This is a genomic window from Arcobacter peruensis, from assembly GCF_003711085.1.
Classification (GTDB): domain Bacteria; phylum Campylobacterota; class Campylobacteria; order Campylobacterales; family Arcobacteraceae; genus Poseidonibacter; species Poseidonibacter parvus.
The window spans coordinates 1488831-1508558 of record NZ_CP032363.1 but is presented as its reverse complement, the minus strand read 5'-3'; the positions used below and the strand labels follow the sequence as shown (position 1 = coordinate 1508558).

The window sequence follows — 19728 nt, the reverse complement described above, 5'->3', positions numbered from 1 at the left end:
ATGTCACTCCATATTAATTTGTGCAATTTTATTCTTTTTATACTTAAAATAAGTACTTTTTGTAAATTAATATAATATAATCATTTATAATATTCAAGGACAGAAAAAAATGAAATATATAATATCTCTTATGCTAGTTGTTTTTACACTTTTTAGTGCACAAATAGATACAAAATTATATGATTTAACACAAAATAAAACATATTTTCAAGAGATTGATGAACAAATTAATCAAAGTGCCAAATTAAAATCAAAAAGTGGAGATATTATAAGTGCAGAAAAAGGCAATTTAAAAAGATTAGAAGAAACATCTTCTATTAAAATAAAGCTTGATGCATTTGATTTAACTTTATTAGAAAAAGAAAAAGATTTAAAAAATTCAATTTTAAAAGCTTTATTTTATGTATCTGAAATTGAAGTAAAGCAAAATAAACAAAATGAGATTTCAGTAGATACTCAAAGTAAATTATCTCTTCTTAAAAAAAGAATAGAAAATATTATTGAAAAAGAAAAAGACTTCTTATTATCATACCAATTACAATACGCATATTATAAAATACAAAAAACTAATCTTGAATATAGTCTTAAATTATTTGACAATAATAAAAATATTGTATTAAATACAATTATTGAGATTATTGAAAAGAAAGATTCTTTTGTAGATGAGAAAGCTGTAAAAGAGCTAGATAAAATTGATGAAAATATTAAAAAAATTCTTCAGCAAAAAGCTGGCTATGAGATTGAATTAGAAAAAGAAATTATCATTGGAAATGAAAAAACTAAAGAAGAGTTGCAAAAAGAAATACAAAAAGTTGAAAAAGCACTTCAATTTAATTACCTAGAAAAGCTAAACTTTTTAAATGATAAGATTTTGGACTCTTTAGTTTCAAAAGATAATCAATCTTTTCTAAAATTACACGAAGAAGTAAGTATTTTAATTCCAAATTTAAATACAGAACTTATGAATATATATCTTATTCAAAATACAATACTAAAAAATATTTCAAAGAAGATATTTGGAAATACAAAAGCTTTTTTTGGTAAGTCTTTATTTGAAAGTAAAAATTATCTTGATGAAATTAAAAGTTTATTTACATCGACTATTTTTGTATTTAACGAACAAGCAATAAGTCTTTTAAGTATTATAAAATCATTATTTCTAATAGTAATAGGTTTTCTAGCTGGATTGTTTTATAAAAGATGGATTTTTAAAATCTCAGCAAGATGGCCAAATATGAGTCAAATGTCATTAAGGTTAATTGCAAATATTGGATATTACCTAATTATATTGATTACAATAATGGTTTCAATGAGTAGTTTAGGCATTGACATGTCGTCAATATCACTAATAGCGGGAGCTTTATCTATTGGTATTGGTTTTGGACTTCAAACAGTTGTTTCAAACTTTATTGCAGGAATTATTCTAATGTTTGAACGAACTATAAGAATAGGCGATATTATTGAAATTAGTGATTTATTAAAAGGTACAGTAACTGATATTAGAATTAGATCAACAACTATTAAAACATTTGATAATATTGATATTGTTATTCCAAATTCATCTTTTATTCAAAATAATGTTATAAATTGGACACTTGATGATGCAACAAGAAGATTACATATACCTTTTGGAGTTGCATATGGTACTAAAATAGAAAGAGTAAAAGAGATAATCTTGCTTGAACTTAATAATAGTGAACTAACATATTTAAAAAATGTGAAAGATAAAGAACCAGATATCAGACTTGAAAATATGAATACAAGCAGTGTAGATTTTGAGCTATTAGTTTGGGTAAAAGCAAATGATAAATTTAAACCAAATTCATTAAAATCTGACTTCTTAACATTAATTTATAATGCTTTATATAAATATGAAATTGAAATACCATTTCCTCAACTTGATTTACATTTAAAGAAAAAGTAGTTTATTTACTACTTATAGTTTTTTGATATAATTTATTTTACAAAAATAATTATACTAATAAAAAAGGATATAAATATGGAATGTGAATTCCCAAGTGTTAATTCAAATAATGAAGAAATAAAAGAAATATTTAAAAATACAAAAACAATAGCAATAGCAGGTCTCTCACCCAATGAAGAAAAAGCTTCAAATATGGTTGCAAGATATTTACAAAGAGCAGGGTTCAAGATAGTTCCTATTTATCCAAAAGAAGAGACTATTTTAGGTGAAAAAGTATATAGAAGTTTAGAAGAAATACCTTTTAAAATTGATATGGTAGATGTTTTCAGAAAACCAAATGCTATTGCTGCTGTTGTAGATGCTTGTATTGCAAGAGGAGATATTGATTGTGTATGGACTCAGCTTGGACTTGTAAATAACGAAGCTGCTAAAAAAGCCGAAGAAGCTGGAATAAAAGTAGTTCAAAATAAGTGTACTAAAATAGAACACGCCAATTTATTTTAGACTTTTATTTTAGATATTTTTAAATGTAGATGTATTGTTAATAACAAGTTTAGCAATACATCCTTTTTTCCCATCTTTTCTATTTTTTATAGATATTTTTGCTCTTAAGGCATCAGCTGCATTTTTTGCTAAAAATAATCCTAATCCTACACCACTTTGATTTCCATATCTTTTAAATGGAGCAAATAAATCAACATTTTCATCAATACCAGCACCTTCATCAGTTACTGTTATTACAATTTTGGCACTTGTTTTTTTTAATCTAATTGCAATCGATTTATCTTCTGGCGTAAATTTAATAGCATTTTGCACAAAGTTTTGCAATATTTGATTTAATAAAGTTATTTGAATTGATGTATTTAATGTATTTACATTTGAAAAAAATGTAATAATGATATTTTTTTGAGCACTTAACATTCTATAATCATTAGATTTTTTCTTTAAATATTCTACTAAATCTAAATCAATTGTTTGTTCAAACTGAGCACCTTCTGCACGACCTATATCTAAAATAGAAGAAATCATTATATTCATATCATCAATTTGTTTAACTGTTAATTTTAATGTTTCTTCATATGCTTCAACTTCTCTTTTTTTACGCAAAGTTACTTCATTTTTTAGCTTCATAACTGCAAGTGGTGTTTTAAGCTCATGAGCAGCTCCAATGAATAATTCTTTTTTAAATTTTACATAGGTTTCAATTCTATTTGTTAAAGAATTAATTGAATTTGATAAGGAATGAAACTCAATTGGTAAGTCTTTTTTATCAATCTGTGTTAGTGAGTTTTCATCCATATTCGATAGTTTTTTATTTATTTGAATAATAGGTTTAAGTAATGATTTTGAAACAGCAAGTGAATATAAAAGCATTAAAATAAAACCTGGAATTGCTAAAATAAAAAGATTCTTAAATATTATTGAATATACTAAATCTCTTTCAAAATTAATATTTCTGTTAATTTGAACAAAAAGTTTATTATTTAAATCAAGAGGATAAATCAATTTTATATAGTAAGTTTCATTTTTTTTGTATCTGTAGAATTTGTATTTTTTTATACTTATATTACTAACTAGTTCAATTGTAACATCATCATGTTCAATTGCTTCAAAGTTTTCTTTTGTAAGTTTTTTCTTTAGAGATATTAAATAAATTTCTTTTGCATCTTTTAACATCTTTTCTTGGATGTTTTCATAAACAGTACTTCTTGTGTATTCGTAGAAAATAAATGAAAGTGTAATAATGAAAAGCGAAGTTGCAATTATTAGTTTTGTATAAAACTGTTTATATATACTCTTCGCTTCCATATTTTTTAATTAGCTGTTATTTTTAGCTGCTTTTTCGTCTTCAGTTAAATTTGGGTAACAAAATCTGTAACCTCTTCTTCTGATTGTTTCAATTGTAGAAATTTGTAATGGTTTATCCATCTTTTGTCTAATTTGATTAATTGCAACTTCAATTACGTTTGGAGTTACTAATTCAGGTTCTTCCCAAATTGCGTCAAGTAATTGTTCTTTAGAAACGATTTGGTCTCTATGTCTTGCTAAATGAGTAAGAACTTCAAAAGGTTTACCTTTTAATTCTATTTCATTTCCAGCATATTCAATTTTTTCTTCATCTGGGTTGATAATTAAATCATCAATTTCAATTACATTAGTTCCACCAAATCTTAATCTAGCTTCAATTCTTGCTAGTAAAATATCAAAATCAAATGGCTTTTTGATGTAATCATCAGCACCTGATTTTAATGCTTCAATTTCAGATTCTTTGTCATCTCTTGCTGAAATGATAACAACTGCTGTTCTTGAACTTCTATTTTTAACCATTTTACATAGTTCTAATCCGTCACCATCTGGTAACATCCAATCTGTTAAAACTAAGTCATAGTTTCTAATGTCAATAAAGTATTCTGCATCTTTATAATTTTCTGCGGCATCAACTTGATATCCAAAATCAGTTAAGCCCTCTTGAAGTGTTCTATTTAAAGTTATTTCATCTTCAATTATTAATATTCTCATAAGTTGTATCCCTTAAATTAAGTTAAGTTTAATATTTGTCGGAATTGTATCATAAATAAACAAAAAATTAAAGGTATTTTAAGCTAAATTTTAAAATTCTTTTAAGTTAACCTACTATTAACCTAATATTGATAAAATAATAAAAATTTAAACTTACAAGGAAAAAAATGAAAAAAATAATTTCAAGTTTAGTAGCAACTCTAGCAATTACTACTGTATCATTAAATGCAGCTGATTATTACGCATCAGTAGATGGAGACAAAATTACTAAAGCAGATGTAGCTTTAGTTTTACAAGATCCAAGAATTGATTTTTCAAAATTACCAAAAAATGCTCAAAAGCAAGTATTAGAACAAATTATTAACAAAAAGCTTTTAGCAAAACAAGCTATTAAAGATGGAATTGAAAATGATTCATCATACAAAGATGCTTTAAATAAAATGAAACAAGATTTAGCATTTCAAGTTTGGCAAAAAAATGAACTAGCAAAACACAAACCTAGTGATTCAACTATTCAAGATTTTTATAATAAAAATAAAGCAGAATTTGTAGTTCCAACTACTCTTGAAGCTAGTCATATTTTAGTAAAAACTGAAGGTGAAGCAAAAGATATTATTAAACAAATTAATAGTGCTTCAAATAAATCTGCAAAATTTACATCTTTAGCAAAAACTAAATCAATTGGACCAACTGGTGTTAAAGGTGGTTATTTAGGTAAATTCCCATCAAATCAAATGGTACCAGAATTCTCAGCAGCAGCAAATAAGTTAAATAAAAACTCTTATTCAAAAACACCTGTAAAGACACAATTTGGTTACCATGTTATTTATTTAAAAGATAAAATAGCTGGTAAGTCATTATCTTTTAATGAAGTAAAAGGTAATATTGCACAAATGTTAGTAGGAAATGCTTACAATAAAAGTGTAAAAGAGATTTCTGACAAATTAAGAAAAACAGCAAAAATTGTAATTAAATAAATTTTAAGGGGATTAGTTTTGGGTGTATTAGAAATAGTAAAAGCAGGAGTTTTAACTGGAAGTGAAGCAAAGAAATTATTTGCTTACGCAAAAGAAAATAAGTTTGCCATTCCAGCAGTAAATGTTGTAGGAACAGATTCAGTTAACGCAGTTTTAGAAGCTGCTGCAAAAGTTAACTCTCCTGTAATAATTCAGTTTTCAAATGGTGGAGCAGGGTATTATGCAGGTAAGGGTTTAAAGACTTCTGACGCTGCTGTTTTAGGTGGAGTTTCTGGTGCAAACCATGTTCACACTATGGCAAAAGCTTATGGTATTCCTGTTATTTTACATACAGATCACGCAGCTAGAAAGCTTTTACCTTGGATTGATGGTTTATTAGAAGCTGGAAAAGAACACTTTGAAAAAACAGGTCGTCCTTTATATACATCTCACATGTTAGATTTAAGTGAAGAACCTTTAGAAGAAAATATTGGAACATGTGTTGAATATTTTAAAACAATGAACGAACTTGATATGATGATTGAAATTGAACTTGGAATCACAGGTGGAGAAGAAGATGGTGTTGATAACTCTGATGTTGACAACGCACTTTTATATACTCAACCAGAAGAAGTTTCATATGCTTATGAAGAGTTAAGTAAAGTAAGTCCTAACTTTACAATAGCAGCTTCATTTGGAAATGTGCATGGTGTATATAAGCCAGGAAATGTTCAACTTTCTCCAAAAATTTTAGATAATTCTCAAAAATTTATCCAAGAAAAACATGGAACGCAAATTGAACCTGTTGATTTTGTATTCCACGGTGGTTCTGGTTCTGAACTATCTGAAATTAGAGAAGCAATTGATTATGGTGTTATCAAAATGAATATTGATACAGATACTCAATGGGCAACTTGGGATGGTGTTCGATCTTATGTTGAGAAAAACCATGCTTATTTACAAGGTCAAATTGGAAATCCAGAATGTCCAGATAAGCCAAATAAATCTTATTATGATCCAAGAAAATGGTTAAGAGCTTCACAAGAATCAATGATTGCAAGACTTGAAATAGCATTTTCTGATTTAAATGGTTTAAACAAAAACTAAAAAAACTAGATAAAAATTAAAACATATAAAAGGAATATATCTATGATAAAATACTTTTTTTTAATCATATTTATATTCCTTTCTTCTTCACAAGCTTATCAAAATAGTTCAAAAAAAAATTGTCCAGTACCCTTTAAAGATTTAAAACTTCTTTCTATTAAACATCTAGGATATGATGGAAAAGATAAAATAGGGGAACTTTTAGTTCATAAAGATATCTCTTCAAATGTAGAAAAAATATTTAAAGAGTTATATGAAATAAAATACCCAATTTATCAAATGAAATTAGTAAGTAATTACAATAATGATGATTGGAAATCAATTGAAGCAAATAACACATCAGCTTATAACTGTCGTGTAGTTGCAGGTACAAAAAAATGGTCAAATCATTCTTATGGAAAAGCAATAGATATTAATCCTATTGAAAATCCTTATATTTCAAGAAAGGGCTATATTTCTCATAAAGAGTCCTTAAAATATAGAAAAAGAGTGCATAAAGAGAATACTTTAAAAGATAGAGCTATTTTATTAAAAGATGATGAAGCTGTTAAGATATTTAAAAAATATGGATGGAGTTGGGGTGGAGATTGGATTACAATCAAAGATTACCAACACTTTGAATACAAAAGAAAAGGAAAATAAATGAATATTAAATTATCAAAAAAAGAACTAAGTAATATTGATTGCGATATTGAATTAGTAGTAGTAAAAGATTTAAAAAAATTAGAAAAAAAAGAGCAAAAACTTCTTAAAAAAGTATCATTTGATTTAAAATCATTTGATACATTCTTTGATGCAAATAAAAACAAGTTTTATGTTTCAACATTAAAATTAAAAAAAGAAGATTTAAAACTATGTTTTAGTTCTGCAATTAGATCAATTAAAAAATTAAATATCAAAAGTGTAAAGTTTGATTTAATTCAAGATGAAAAAGAGTTAAAAATAGACGAAATTGTAGAAGGTTTAATTTTAGGTGCATATGAATTTACTAAATATAAATCAGCTAAGAAAAAAGAAAAAAAACTTGAAATTACTATTTCTACAACAAATTCAAAAAAAGATAAAGATGAACTTCAAAAACAATTAGATGAAAGCTTAGCAGTTACAGCAAGTGTAAATATGGTTAGAAATATTATCAATACTCCTCCTGAAGATTATTTCCCAGATACAATGGCAAACGATGCAAAAAATATTGCAAGTGAAAATGGCTTACAATGTATTATTCAAGGAGAAGAATATCTTCTTAAAAATGGTATGAATGCAATGTATAATGTTGGACGAGCTTCAAGACACGAATCAAAGCTTATACACCTATCATATAAGCCAAAAGAACCAAAAGGTAAGATTGTACTAGTTGGAAAAGGTTTAACGTATGATAGCGGTGGTTTAAGCTTAAAAGTTGGTGGAAGTATGGTTTCTATGAAATGTGATAAAGGTGGAGGAAGTGCTGTATTAGGAATTATGAATACTTTAAAAGCTTTAAATTTTGATTATGAAGTTCATGGAATCATTGGAGCAGTTGAAAATATGATTGGTGGAGATGCTTATAAACCTGATGATGTGTTAGTTGCAAAGAATGGTAAAACAATTGAAGTTAGAAATACTGATGCAGAAGGTAGACTGGTTCTTGCTGATTGTTTATGTTATGCACAAGATGAAATAAAAGATATTGATTATATTTTTGATTATGCAACATTAACAGGTGCTGTTGTAGTTGCACTTGGAAATCAAATGATTGGAACTATGGGACATAATGATAAATTAAAAGATAAAATGCAAAAAGCAGCAAACACTTCAGGTGAATTAATTGGAGTACTTCCATTTAATAGATATTTACCAAAAGAATTAAAAAGTTCAATTGCAGATCTTGTTAATTCTACAAATACAAGAGCAGCAGGATCTATTACAGCTGGATTATTTTTAGATAACTTTATCAAAAAAGAGAATAAAAAGAAATGGTTACATTTAGATATTGCAGGTGCTGCATATACTGAATCACCATGGGGATATAACTCATTTGGAGCAACTGGAGCTGGAGTTAGATTAACATTAGATTTTATAAGAAACTTAGATAAATAGTAGGATTCCTACTATTTATTTTTATTGTAAGGCAAGAGGAATTTCATAATTAACATCATACTTATTAAATATCTTTTCTAAAGTACCACTTCTTATATATTCTTCAATATACCCCTCAATTTCATATCCTAGGGGTCTAAAATCAGTTCTTACAGCAATACCTATATCCCATTTAGATTTTACATAATCTATTTTTTTTGTCATAAAATATTTGTCTTTATTTTGATTAAATTTTAGTTGTTGTTCTAGTTGTGACTTCAAGCCCGCTACTGCTTGGATTTTGCCACTTTTTAAGTCTTCAATTGCTGTAAGTATTGAAGGATAATGAACTACATTATTACGAAGTTTTCCCATAAATGATGATGTTAAATGAGCGTCAGGCAAAGTATCTAATTCAACACCAATTTTGTTGTACATAAAAACACCAAGTGTATTTATTTCAGGAATTTTTTCTTTATTTGTTGCTATTACCCATCTTTCTGTATGATAAGGTGCTTTCATAACTACAAGATCATTGTTTAATTCACCTGTACTTTTGTCTTTTTCTCTAATAAATTCATAATCATAAGGAATACGAAGCATCACATCAGCTTTTGTTTTGTGAATTAAATGCCCCTTCCAAATTACATTTCTTAAATCATCGTCTAAAGTCTCATCTGAACCTGTCCAATACCAAGTTGGCTTTACACCCATTGATTTTGCAATTTGCTTACCAAGGTCTATATCTATACCTTTTGGTTCATCGTTTTCAATATATGAATAAGGAGGAAAATTCTCATATACAGCTATTATAATATCGCCAGATTCTTGGATTTCTTCAAGAGATCTAGCACTTAGGTTTGATATTAGTAAAATGATTAGAAATGTAATTTTATATAACATGATTAAATCTTATAAATCGTCTGTTGGTAAAGTTTCAACCCATGATCTAATTGACCAAATTGCAGCTGGTGATAATACTTCTCCAAATGGAGGCATATATACATTACCATTTCTAACAGCACCTTCTATAACTTTAGTAACAAAATATTCATCAATATCATCATCACCTGCATCTAATGCTCTTAAATCAGGAGCAACACCACCTGAAACTGCACCTAAACCATGACATCTTGCACAGTTAGTATTATAAGCACCTTTCCCAATTTCTATTGCTTTTTCATTTCCTCTAAATGGATTAACTATTACATCATCTGCAACATTTGCTAAACCTTTAGTTTCTACTGAATGTGGTACAACGTCTCCATGACCAAATGCTAATGTAGAAGTAGCTAATGCAACTAATACAACTTTTTTTAAACTTTTCATACTTATCCTTTTTATTTGATATTTTTTTAAGATGTTGAAAGTATATATTTATTTTATAGCTTGATTATAGCGATTATATAGAAAAAAATAGCGCTATAATCAGGCTATTTTCTTGCATTACAATATTGAAAATAAAGAAGGAATAATTATGAAATTAAAACTAATAATTATATTATTTGCTACACTTATAAATCTTTTTGCAAATGAAAAAATCAAAATAGGTGTTTTAGCTTTTGGAACTGTAAATTGGGAATTAGAAGTTTTAAAACATAATAACTTTGATAAAAAATATGGAATTGAAGTAGAAGTAGTAAAACTAGCTTCAAAAAATGCAGTGTCAATTGCTTTACAATCTAATAGTGTTGATGTTATTGTAAATGATTGGATTTGGGTAAATAGACAAAAAGCTTCTAATAAAGATATCTCTTTTTATCCTTATTCTAAAGCAGTTGGAGCTTTATATGTAAATGATGAGAAAATAAATTCTATTCTAGATTTAAAAGATAAAAAACTAGGAATTGCAGGTGGAAGTGTAGATAAAACATGGTTGTTATTTAGAGCTTATTCAAAAAAGATGTATGATAAAGATTTAAAAAATATGCTAGAACCTGTATTTGCGGCACCTCCTATTTTATATAAAAAGATGCTTGATAAATCTTTGAGTGCTGCAATTAATTTCTGGCATTTCAATGCTAAACTAGATTCAAAAAAAATGAAAAGACTGTTAGGTGTAAAAGAAATACTTAATGAGTTTAATATTAATAGTGATATTCCTTTAATTGGTTGGACATTTAATAGTGATTATGGAAGAAAAAACATGAAAACTATTAATAGTTTTTTACAAGCCTCATATGAAACAAAAAAGCTATTAAGCACTTCAAGTGAAGAATGGATTAGAATAAAACCTTTAATGAAAGTAAAAAATGAGAAAATGTTTGAAGCTTTAAAAAATGGATATATAAATGGTACTGTAAAGAATTTTAATAAAGAACATATTGAAAGTTCAAAAAAAGTATTTGATATTTTATATAATGAAGGTGGAGAAAAACTTGTAGGAAAAAGTAAGTTTTTAGATGAAAAAATATTTTGGGATTTTACTCCAAATATTAAGTGGTAAAATAAAAAATGCCAAGTCAAACTAGATTCCTTTCAATTTTAACTATATTTATCCTTTGGCAAACATTGGCATTACTTATATCTTCCGATACATTTCCAACAGCTGTTTCTGTATTTAAAAGCCTTTTTTATCATATAAGTGAAGGTGAACTTTTTTATCATTTAGGTATTACTTTAGGAAGAGTTGCAATTACATTCTTCATTGCAATGAGTATTGGAGTTTTCTTTGGTATTTTAATGGGGGAGTATAAAAGAATTGATAATTCTTTAGATACATTACTAGTAATTGGGTTAAATATTCCAGCACTTGTAACAATAATCATTTGCTATATTTGGTTTGGTTTAACAGATTTTGCAGCTTTATTAGCTGTTGTTTTAAACAAAGTTCCAACTGTAATAGTTACAATTAGAGAAGGTGCTAGAACAATTGATTTAAAATATATGCAAATAGCTCAAGTTTATAAAGTTTCAAAGTATGATACTTTTACAAAAATATATTTACCTCAAATTTACCCATATATAATGGCTAGTGCTAGAACTGGTCTTTCACTAATTTGGAAAATAGTTTTAGTAGTTGAATTATTAGGAAGAAGTTCAGGTATTGGATTTCAGTTGTCTATGTTTTTTCAGTTTTTTGATATTGAAAGTATTATGGCTTATTCTATGGCTTTTATTATTGTAATACTTTTAATTGAAACATATATTTTAAGACCCTTAGAGAAAAAAGCAAATAAGTGGAGATAAGATGTTAAGTATAAATATAAATTCAAAAAAATATCAAGAAAATAAAATAATTGATAACTTTAAATTAAAAATTAACAAAAGCGAATTTATATCAATTATTGGACCATCAGGCTGTGGGAAAACATCACTTTTAAATATTGTTTCAAATATTGATGATGACTATTTAGGTTCTATATTATTTGATAATGAAAATATCTCTAAGAGTAATATTGGTGTAATGTTTCAAGACTCAAGAATTATTCCATGGCTTAGTGTTTTTGAAAATATTATGTTAGTTTCTATATCAAAAAATGAAGAAGAGATTAAAAATGCATTAATTGAAGTAGGTTTAAAAGATTATATAAACTCATATGCAAAAGAGCTCTCAGGTGGAATGCAAAGACGTGTTGCACTTGTACGTGCTTTTATAAATAAACCAGAAGTATTATTACTTGATGAACCTTTTATCTCTCTTGATCATCCAACAGCTCAGAGTTTACGAAGTGACTTTATGAGGTTTTACGAGAAGTATAAACCTACAGTTATATTAGTGACTCATGATTTAAAAGAAGCAATTACTTTATCAAAACGTATAATATTTTTAGATTCAAAACCTATGAAGGTTATTTTAGATTTTGAAAATAAAAAAGATTTCTCTTCTAATTTAGACTCTTTAGAAATTGAGCAAATAAAAGAGAATATCTTGTCAAAATATCCAAAAATATTAAGTGGAGATATAAGTTAGTATTTTTACTTCTTACACTCAACTTGATAAGATGCAATACCTAAAGTATCCAAATCATTTGTAGGATGTAAAAAGCCATCTTGAGGTGATGTTGATACTAGTGCATTTGGCTGTACTAGAGCAACTGGCATTCTAATTTGTCCATTAAAATCTCTATATGTTAATTTTCTTCCCTTATAAGCTCCTAACTCAAAATCTTTTGAATAAATAAAATTTAAAGCAGTTTTCATATCATTACTTTTTGTCTTAGCAATACTTGTAACAATTGTTCTAATAGCAATCCAAGCGGCAAAATCTTCATCTTCCATCCATCTTGAAGCAAACTTTTCAAACCTTTTTTGCATTTGAGCAGCACCCCATTGTTCAATTACTTTATGCCACGTTTTAGGCGTTAGTCCTTGTGTTCCAGCAAGTGGTCTTGGAAGCCAAGAATTAAAATAAATAAACTCTCCAAAATCTCCATAATTATCTGCTGTTACAATTACATCATAATCCTTAGCTTGTGTAAATACAGGAATCTCATCAGCAGCTTTTCTTCTAATATCTGCATCATAAGTCCATTGTTTTTCTTCTACAATTTTTGCATTGAACTTTTTTACGGCTCTTTTAATATCTTTTGTAATTTGTAAATCTTTTTGCTTTGTTCCTGAAATTAAAAAGATATCTTTAAAATCTCTTTTTACCAAAAATTGAACTAATCCATCATATAACATTGCATTTGATGCAATTGTATGTAAAAGGTTTGTTTGACATAAGTTCTGTCTAAAATCAGAGTTTTTATTTGCAATATTAAAAAATATTGCTTTTTTAAATAAAGGATTATTTATAAGCTCTTGTAAAAAATCATCTTCAACTTTTAATAAAACAAAAGAGTTTTTCTCATTTATAAATTTTTCAAGTGAAGATAATAAATCTTTTTTATCAAATGAAATCTTTTCAATTAAATTATATTTCTGATTTAAAAACCTTGCTGTTTTATTTGAATCTTTTACAGCAATTTTAGCTCCTTGTATTCCTAAATCATCCGGAATTTTAATTACATTTGATAAAACAGGAGGTCTTTTTATCTTTTGTTCTAAGTATAAGATATTTGTTTCTAGAATATCTGCTTTTATAAATGAAAATAAAAGTGTCAAAAATAGTACTATTTTCATTGGGTTCCCTTCTTTTTTTCTTTTAGTATATATTATTTTTATAGCTTCAGTTTAGCAAAATATATATTGCTAAACTCAGGCTATAATTATTTACTACACTTTCATAATCAAAAAATTAAGGATAGAAAATGAAAAAAATTGCAATGTTAGTAATGATGGTATTTATAACAGCAGAGTTTGCAAGTGCAAAGAATTTAAAGGGTTTATTACACTCAAGAACTACATTAGTACCTATTAATATTAGTGCAGGTGAACCATTAGCTACAGAACCTTATAAATTAGAAGCAGGTAAATACTACAAGTTAGTTTTAAAAAGTGATGGTTCAAGAGAAGTACCTATTGTTGGAGCTGAGTTTTTTAGAAATATCTGGGTAAATCAAGTATCTATTAATGATATTGAAGTAAGACCATTAGGAATTGATAGTTTTGAATTTGATGATGAAGGTGAGATTGAACTTACATTTATTCCAATTAAACCTGGAACTTTTACTTTAGGTTTACCAACTGCTAAAAGTGATAGAGAAAGAGCTATTATTATAGTTGAATAAAAATTGTTAATAAAATATTTAAGGAGATAAAAAATGCTAAAGAAAATTGGATTAGTCACTATTTTAAGCTCAGTTCTTTTTGCAGATACAATATTTGTATCAAATGAAAAAGACAATACTATTTCTGTAATTGATTCAGTTACAAATGAAGTTGTTAAAACTTATGAAGTAGGTCAACGACCTAGAGGAATAACTCTTACAAAAGATTATTCAAAACTATATATTTGTGCAAGTGATGATGATACTGTTCAAGCAATGGATACTAAAACTGGGAAGATTTTATATAATCTTCCTTCAGGAGAAGATCCAGAACAGTTTTCATTACACCCAGATGGAACTGAACTTTATATTTCAAATGAAGATGATGGTATTGTAACAGTTGTAGATACTGTAAATAAAACTGTTATAAAACAAATTGAAGTTGGAATTGAGCCTGAAGGTATGGCTGTAAGTCCTGATGGATCTGTAGCTATTAATTCATCTGAAACATCTAACTTTTTGCATTGGATTGATACAAAAACTAAAGAAATTGTACATAATACATTAGTTGATGAAAGACCTAGACATATTGAGTTTTCAAAAACTGGAGATAAAGTTTGGGCATCAAGTGAAATTGGTGGAACTGTAATCATTCTTGATACAAAAACAAAAGAATCACTTGGTAAAATTTCTTTTAAAATTCCAGGTATTTATAAAGACAAAATTCAGCCAGTTGGTATTAAACTAACAAGCGATGGCAAATATGCTTTTGTAGCCCTTGGGCCTGCAAATCATGTAGCTGTAGTTGATGCTAAAACTTATGAAGTTATTAAGTATTTGTTAGTTGGTAAAAGAGTTTGGCAATTAGACTTGGCAAACAATGAAACAAAACTGTATACTACTAATGGTGTTAGTTCAGATGTATCAATTATTGATGTAGAATCTTTAAAAGTTGAAAAAACAGTAAAAGTAGGAAGATTCCCATGGGGAATTGCAGTTAAACCAACAAAGTAGGTCAAATGACAAATCAACTTGAAATAAAAAATGTTTCTTATAAATATGATAAAGATTTAGTTTTAAAAAATGTAAATCTAAATATAAAACAAGCATCATTCTTAGTCCTTCTTGGACTAAATGGTGCTGGAAAATCTACTCTTTTTGCACTAATTACTAGATTGCTTAAACTTCAAGATGGTGATATCTTGATTGACTCTTTTCCTCTTTCAAATTATAAAAAAGCCTTAGAAAATATCGGTATTGTTTTTCAAGAACCAACACTTGATTTAGATTTGACTGTAAAACAAAATCTAATATTTTATGGTTCTTTAAAAGGAATATCTTTTAAAGAAACAATGAATTCAATAAAAGATGAACTAAAAACATTAGAATTAGAAGAAAAATTAGATGTAAAAGTTCGTGCTTTAAATGGTGGTCATAGAAGAAGAGTTGAGATTTTAAGAGCTTTAATAAATAATCCTAAACTACTTTTATTAGATGAAGCAACTTCAGGTCTTGATATAAAAAGTAGATACTCAATAATCTCTTATGTAAAAGATATTGTAAAAAAAAGAGGAATTTCTGTTTTATGGATTACACATTTATTTGATGAAATAAATGAAAATGATGATGTTGCTATTATCAAAAAAGGTGAAATAATTGCAAGTGGAATTGTAAAAGATGTAATTGAACAAAACAACAAAGATTCATTAACTGAAGTTTTTGAATACTTAACTAAGTAAAAGCAAAAGTGAAAGTAGAGAAATGAGAAATGAGAAAATTATATTACTGTGCCTTAGGAATTATTTACAAAGAATTATTAAGATTTATCAAACAAAAAAGTAGGTTTTTTTCAGCACTTGTAAGACCTTTACTTTGGCTATTTATTTTTTCAGTTGGATTTAAATCAGCACTAGGCCTTGCAATTATTCCACCATATGAAACATATATAACTTATGAAACATACATTGTGCCTGGTCTTGTTGGAATGATTTTACTTTTTAATGGAATGCAAAGCTCCTTAGCTATGATTTTTGATAGAGAAATGGGTTCTATGAAAATACTTTTAACTTCAAATATTTCAAGGTCATATCTTCTATTTTGTAAAATGTTTGCAACTGGTATAGTTTCAACAATTCAAGCTACAGTATTTTTATTTATTGCTTTTTTATATGGAATTGATATTCCAACTTTAGGATATTTTCTAGTAATTCCTGTGATTTTATTTACTTCAATTATATTGAATGCTTTTGCTTTATTTATCTCTTCTGTTATAAAACAACTTGAAAATTTTGCTTCAGTTATGAACTTTGTAATCTTTCCAATGTTCTTTTTATCTTCAGCTTTATATCCATTATGGAAGATAAAGGATTCTAGCTTGTTTTTATATGAAGTTTGTGTATTAAATCCATTTACTTATATAGTTGAATTTGTAAGATTTACACTTTATTTAAAATTTGATTTAAATACTTTTTTAATTATTTTAGGAATCTTTATAATTACACTAACACTCGCTTTTATAGGATATAACACTAAGAATGTACTAAAAAGATAGGACTCTTATTTAGTAAAAAACACTACTTTTTTTCTTGCCTATATTCAGGCTATATTTCTCATGTATACTTCTTTCAAGACAACTTAAAGTTGCCAGATTAATCTTAAGGAGAGAGGTATGGGGAAGAGTAAATTTCTTAATAATGTAGCAAAAGTTACATTATCAACATTACTAAGTGCAAGTGCAATAACTGCATTATCAGCTAATGCAGGTTTTGCACCTGTAACTGATGCAGATATTGCAAATGATGCAAAAACTGTTGAAGATGTAGTAACATATGGTTTAGGTCAAAAAGGTCAAAGATATTCACCTTTAGATCAAATTAATAAAAAGTCAATCAAAGATTTAGTTCCAGTATGGAATTTTTCATTTGGTGGTGAAAAGCAAAGAGGTCAAGAAGCGCAACCTTTAGTTAAAGATGGTGTTATGTATGTAACTGCATCTTATTCTAGAATGTATGCTATTGATTTAGCAAGTGGTGAAGAACTATGGCAATATGATGCTAGACTTCCTGGTGCTATTTTACCTTGTTGTGATGTTATCAATAGAGGTCCAGCACTATATGAAAACTTAGTAATTTTTGGAACATTAGATGCAAAACTTGTTGCACTTGATAGAAAAACTGGAAAAGTTAAATGGAAGAAGAAAATAGCTAACTATAAAGATGGTTATTCTTATACAGCAGCTCCTTTAATTGTAAAAGGTTTATTAATTACAGGAAATTCTGGTGGTGAGTTTGGTGTTGTTGGACAATTAGATGCAAGAAACCCATTAACAGGTGAACTTGTATGGACTAGACCAATGGTTGAAGGACATATGGGAACATTAAATGGTAAAGATAATGGAATCACAGGTCAAACAAATGCAACATGGCCAGCTGATTTATGGAAACATGGTGGTGCTGCTCCTTGGAATGGTGTAACTTATGATCCTGATGCTGATTTAATTTATGTTCCAACAGGAAATCCATCTCCATGGAATTCACATGATAGACCGGGTGATAACCTTTATTCTGCTTCAAGAGTAGCAATTAATCCAGATACAGGAAAAATTGTTTGGCATTTCCAAACAACTCCAAATGATGGTTGGGATTATGATGGTATTTCTGAACTAGTTGCTTTTGAATATAAAGATAAAGCAGGTAAAACAATTAAAGCAGGAGCAACAGCTGATAAAAATGGTTTCTTCTATGTATTAGATAGAGTTACAGGTAAATATATCAGATCAGTACCTTTTGTAGAAAATATAACATGGGCAAAAGGAATGGATAAAGACGGTCGTCCAATAGTAAATGAAGATAATAGACCTGGAAAACCAAGTGCTGATAAAAAAGGTAAAACTGTTTACTCAACACCTTCATTCTTAGGTGGTAAAAACTGGAATCCAATGGCTTATTCACAAGATACTGGATTATTCTATGTTCCTGCAAATGAGTGGGGAATGGATATTTGGAATAAACCTGTTGCATATAAAAAAGGTGCTGCTTATTTAGGTGCTGGATTTACAATTAAACCAACATTTGAAGATCACATTGGTGCTTTAAAAGCAGTTGATCCTAAAACTGGTGAGATTAAATGGACTTATAAAAATAAAGCTCCATTATGGGGTGGTGTTTTAACTACTGCTGGTGGACTTGTATTTACAGGAAATCCTGAAGGTAAGTTAATGGCATTTGATGACCAAACTGGTGAAATTGTTTGGCAATTTAATGTTGGTACTGGTATTGTAGGTTCTCCAATTACTTGGAGTACAGATGGTGTTCAATATATCGCTGTAGTTGCAGGTTGGGGTGGAGCTGTTCCTTTATGGGGTGGTGAAGTTGCAAAAACTGTTAAGTATTTAAACCAAGGTGGATCAGTTCACGTGTTTAAATTACACAAATAAAAAGTAAAAATAAAATCTTAATGAAAGGAGATTATCATGGAATGGAAAAAACCAACTTATGTAGATAATAGATTTGGCTTTGAAGTTACAATGTACATTTGTACAATATAATTTCATTAATGATTTGAAAAGATTAGAAGCCTTGGTTTCTAATCTTTTTTTATTTAAATGGGCTTTTTTTAAAGCTTATTTAAATGAAAATGTAAAGGATTTATTTTGAAAATTCAAGTTTTAGGCTCTGGTGCAGGAGGAGGTCTTCCTCAATTTAATTGTAACTGTGATAATTGTAAAGCATATAGAGCAGGTTCAAAAACAGTAAAAAGAAGAACTCAAAGTTCTATTACAGTTAGTGAAGATGGTGTTAATTGGGTTTTATTTAATACTTCACCAGATATTTTAGAGCAAATACATAATTCTCCTTTTTTACATCCTTCAGAATTAAGAGAAACAAAAATAAAAGCTATTATTTTTAATGATGGACAAATTGACCATACAACTGGGCTTTTAATGTTACGTGAAGGCTGTCCTCATGAGGTATACTGTACAAAAGAAGTAAATGAAGAACTATCAACATCTTTCCCATTGTTTAAAATGCTTGAGCATTGGGGTGGAGGTGGTACAAAATGGAATGAAATTCTTCCAGATAGCACAACAAAGTTTGAAATACCTGTGATGCCTTCTTATGAATTTTATGCACATGCATTAATTTCAAATGCACCTCCATATTCGAAATATCGAGATATACCTAGAAAAGGTGATAATATTGGAATTACTGTAGTAAATAAAAATACTGGAAAAAGATTATTTTATCTTCCTGGACTTGGAGTTTTAGAAGACCATGTTTTCGAAGAAATGAAAAAAGCAGATGTCTTACTAATAGAAGGAACTCTTTGGACAAATGATGAAATGATTAAAGGTAAGTTCTCAAACAAACTTGGAACAGATATGGGACATATTCCTTTAAATGGAGAGCATGGTTTGATTAAAGTTTTAGATACTTTAGAAAAACCAAGAAAAATATTAATTCATATTAATAATACAAATCCTATTTTAGATGAAGCAAATGATGAATATAAAGAGCTTATCTCACATGGAATTGAAGTTTCATATGATGGTATGAGTATTGAAATTTAA

At 27.8% G+C, this 19728-nt stretch carries 21 protein-coding genes; 16 read left to right on the top strand and 5 right to left on the bottom strand.

Features of this window, described 5'->3' with window-relative positions; genetic code table 11:
• The first annotated feature begins 109 nt into the window (after nucleotides 1-109).
• Together D3Z07_RS07540 and D3Z07_RS07535 are read left to right on the top strand one after the other, a co-directional pair.
• Nucleotides 110-1924, top strand: coding sequence for a mechanosensitive ion channel family protein (locus D3Z07_RS07540; protein WP_122893509.1), 1815 nt, complete (start codon nucleotides 110-112; stop codon nucleotides 1922-1924).
• Between the two features lie 75 nt (nucleotides 1925-1999).
• Nucleotides 2000-2428 (top strand): CoA-binding protein, encoded by a 429-nt coding sequence (locus D3Z07_RS07535; RefSeq protein WP_122893508.1) that lies wholly within the window; start codon nucleotides 2000-2002, stop codon nucleotides 2426-2428.
• A 9-nt stretch (nucleotides 2429-2437) separates the two neighbouring features.
• On the opposite strand, the gene D3Z07_RS07530 is transcribed toward D3Z07_RS07535, so the two are convergent.
• Both D3Z07_RS07530 and hsrA read right to left on the bottom strand, forming a co-directional pair.
• The gene (locus D3Z07_RS07530) at nucleotides 2438-3733 is read right to left on the bottom strand and encodes a sensor histidine kinase (RefSeq protein WP_122893507.1); all 1296 of its coding nucleotides are present in this window, start codon (nucleotides 3731-3733) and stop codon (nucleotides 2438-2440) included.
• A gap of 9 nt (nucleotides 3734-3742) precedes the next feature.
• Complete coding sequence (hsrA, locus tag D3Z07_RS07525; protein ID WP_076084022.1) at nucleotides 3743-4444, bottom strand: homeostatic response regulator transcription factor HsrA; 702 nt, start codon at nucleotides 4442-4444, stop codon at nucleotides 3743-3745.
• A gap of 167 nt (nucleotides 4445-4611) precedes the next feature.
• On the opposite strand from hsrA, the gene D3Z07_RS07520 reads away from it, so the two are divergent.
• The 4 genes from D3Z07_RS07520 to D3Z07_RS07505 are packed head-to-tail and all read left to right on the top strand — an operon-like array spanning nucleotide 4612 to nucleotide 8586.
• Nucleotides 4612-5421: a foldase protein PrsA gene (locus D3Z07_RS07520; RefSeq protein ID WP_122893506.1), complete on the top strand. Its 810-nt coding sequence runs from the start codon at nucleotides 4612-4614 to the stop codon at nucleotides 5419-5421.
• Between the two features lie 18 nt (nucleotides 5422-5439).
• A complete protein-coding gene (fbaA, locus tag D3Z07_RS07515) occupies nucleotides 5440-6507 on the top strand; it encodes a class II fructose-bisphosphate aldolase (RefSeq protein ID WP_076084028.1) in 1068 nt (355 codons plus the stop codon).
• A gap of 42 nt (nucleotides 6508-6549) precedes the next feature.
• Nucleotides 6550-7149, top strand: a complete 600-nt coding sequence (locus D3Z07_RS07510; protein ID WP_122893505.1) for a M15 family metallopeptidase — start codon at nucleotides 6550-6552, stop codon at nucleotides 7147-7149.
• Nucleotides 7150-8586, top strand: coding sequence for a leucyl aminopeptidase (locus tag D3Z07_RS07505; RefSeq protein WP_076084031.1), 1437 nt, complete (start codon nucleotides 7150-7152; stop codon nucleotides 8584-8586). It begins immediately after the preceding gene.
• Nucleotides 8587-8607: 21 nt separating this feature from the next.
• Here the strand turns inward: D3Z07_RS07505 and D3Z07_RS07500 are convergent, their stop codons facing one another.
• Both D3Z07_RS07500 and pedF read right to left on the bottom strand, forming a co-directional pair.
• Complete coding sequence (locus tag D3Z07_RS07500) at nucleotides 8608-9468, bottom strand: substrate-binding periplasmic protein (RefSeq protein ID WP_122893504.1); 861 nt, start codon at nucleotides 9466-9468, stop codon at nucleotides 8608-8610.
• Nucleotides 9469-9477: 9 nt separating this feature from the next.
• The gene (gene pedF / locus D3Z07_RS07495) at nucleotides 9478-9894 is read right to left on the bottom strand and encodes a cytochrome c-550 PedF (protein WP_076084037.1); all 417 of its coding nucleotides are present in this window, start codon (nucleotides 9892-9894) and stop codon (nucleotides 9478-9480) included.
• Nucleotides 9895-10042: 148 nt separating this feature from the next.
• Between pedF and D3Z07_RS07490 the strand changes: the two genes are divergently transcribed.
• From D3Z07_RS07490 to D3Z07_RS07480, 3 genes are all read left to right on the top strand, one after another.
• On the top strand, nucleotides 10043-11011 hold the full coding sequence (locus D3Z07_RS07490; RefSeq protein ID WP_122893503.1) for an ABC transporter substrate-binding protein: 969 nt from the start codon (nucleotides 10043-10045) through the stop codon (nucleotides 11009-11011).
• A gap of 65 nt (nucleotides 11012-11076) precedes the next feature.
• Nucleotides 11077-11754, top strand: a complete 678-nt coding sequence (locus tag D3Z07_RS07485; RefSeq protein ID WP_228200530.1) for an ABC transporter permease — start codon at nucleotides 11077-11079, stop codon at nucleotides 11752-11754.
• 1 nt (nucleotide 11755) lies between these two features.
• Nucleotides 11756-12478 carry an ABC transporter ATP-binding protein gene (locus D3Z07_RS07480; RefSeq protein WP_122893501.1) on the top strand — a complete coding sequence of 241 codons (723 nt, stop codon included), beginning with the start codon at nucleotides 11756-11758 and terminating at the stop codon, nucleotides 12476-12478.
• A 5-nt stretch (nucleotides 12479-12483) separates the two neighbouring features.
• Here D3Z07_RS07480 and D3Z07_RS07475 read toward each other — a convergent pair whose 3' ends face one another.
• The gene (locus D3Z07_RS07475) at nucleotides 12484-13632 is read right to left on the bottom strand and encodes a type 1 periplasmic-binding domain-containing protein (RefSeq protein ID WP_122893500.1); all 1149 of its coding nucleotides are present in this window, start codon (nucleotides 13630-13632) and stop codon (nucleotides 12484-12486) included.
• 128 nt (nucleotides 13633-13760) lie between these two features.
• Here D3Z07_RS07475 and D3Z07_RS07470 point away from each other — a divergent pair, with 128 nt between their 5' ends.
• The 7 genes from D3Z07_RS07470 to pqqB all read left to right on the top strand — a co-directional run bounded on the left by D3Z07_RS07470 (nucleotide 13761) and on the right by pqqB (nucleotide 19728).
• Nucleotides 13761-14180: a cupredoxin domain-containing protein gene (locus tag D3Z07_RS07470; RefSeq protein WP_122893499.1), complete on the top strand. Its 420-nt coding sequence runs from the start codon at nucleotides 13761-13763 to the stop codon at nucleotides 14178-14180.
• A gap of 33 nt (nucleotides 14181-14213) precedes the next feature.
• Nucleotides 14214-15173 carry a PQQ-dependent catabolism-associated beta-propeller protein gene (locus D3Z07_RS07465; protein WP_122893498.1) on the top strand — a complete coding sequence of 320 codons (960 nt, stop codon included), beginning with the start codon at nucleotides 14214-14216 and terminating at the stop codon, nucleotides 15171-15173.
• 5 nt (nucleotides 15174-15178) lie between these two features.
• Nucleotides 15179-15898, top strand: a complete 720-nt coding sequence (locus D3Z07_RS07460) for an ATP-binding cassette domain-containing protein (RefSeq protein WP_076084057.1) — start codon at nucleotides 15179-15181, stop codon at nucleotides 15896-15898.
• Between the two features lie 29 nt (nucleotides 15899-15927).
• Nucleotides 15928-16710, top strand: coding sequence for an ABC transporter permease (locus D3Z07_RS07455; RefSeq protein WP_076084060.1), 783 nt, complete (start codon nucleotides 15928-15930; stop codon nucleotides 16708-16710).
• Nucleotides 16711-16827: 117 nt separating this feature from the next.
• Nucleotides 16828-18594 carry a methanol/ethanol family PQQ-dependent dehydrogenase gene (locus D3Z07_RS07450; RefSeq protein ID WP_076084063.1) on the top strand — a complete coding sequence of 589 codons (1767 nt, stop codon included), beginning with the start codon at nucleotides 16828-16830 and terminating at the stop codon, nucleotides 18592-18594.
• Between the two features lie 36 nt (nucleotides 18595-18630).
• On the top strand, nucleotides 18631-18705 hold the full coding sequence (gene pqqA, locus D3Z07_RS07445; protein WP_076089178.1) for a pyrroloquinoline quinone precursor peptide PqqA: 75 nt from the start codon (nucleotides 18631-18633) through the stop codon (nucleotides 18703-18705).
• Nucleotides 18706-18810: 105 nt separating this feature from the next.
• Nucleotides 18811-19728 (top strand): pyrroloquinoline quinone biosynthesis protein PqqB, encoded by a 918-nt coding sequence (gene pqqB / locus D3Z07_RS07440; RefSeq protein ID WP_076084066.1) that lies wholly within the window; start codon nucleotides 18811-18813, stop codon nucleotides 19726-19728.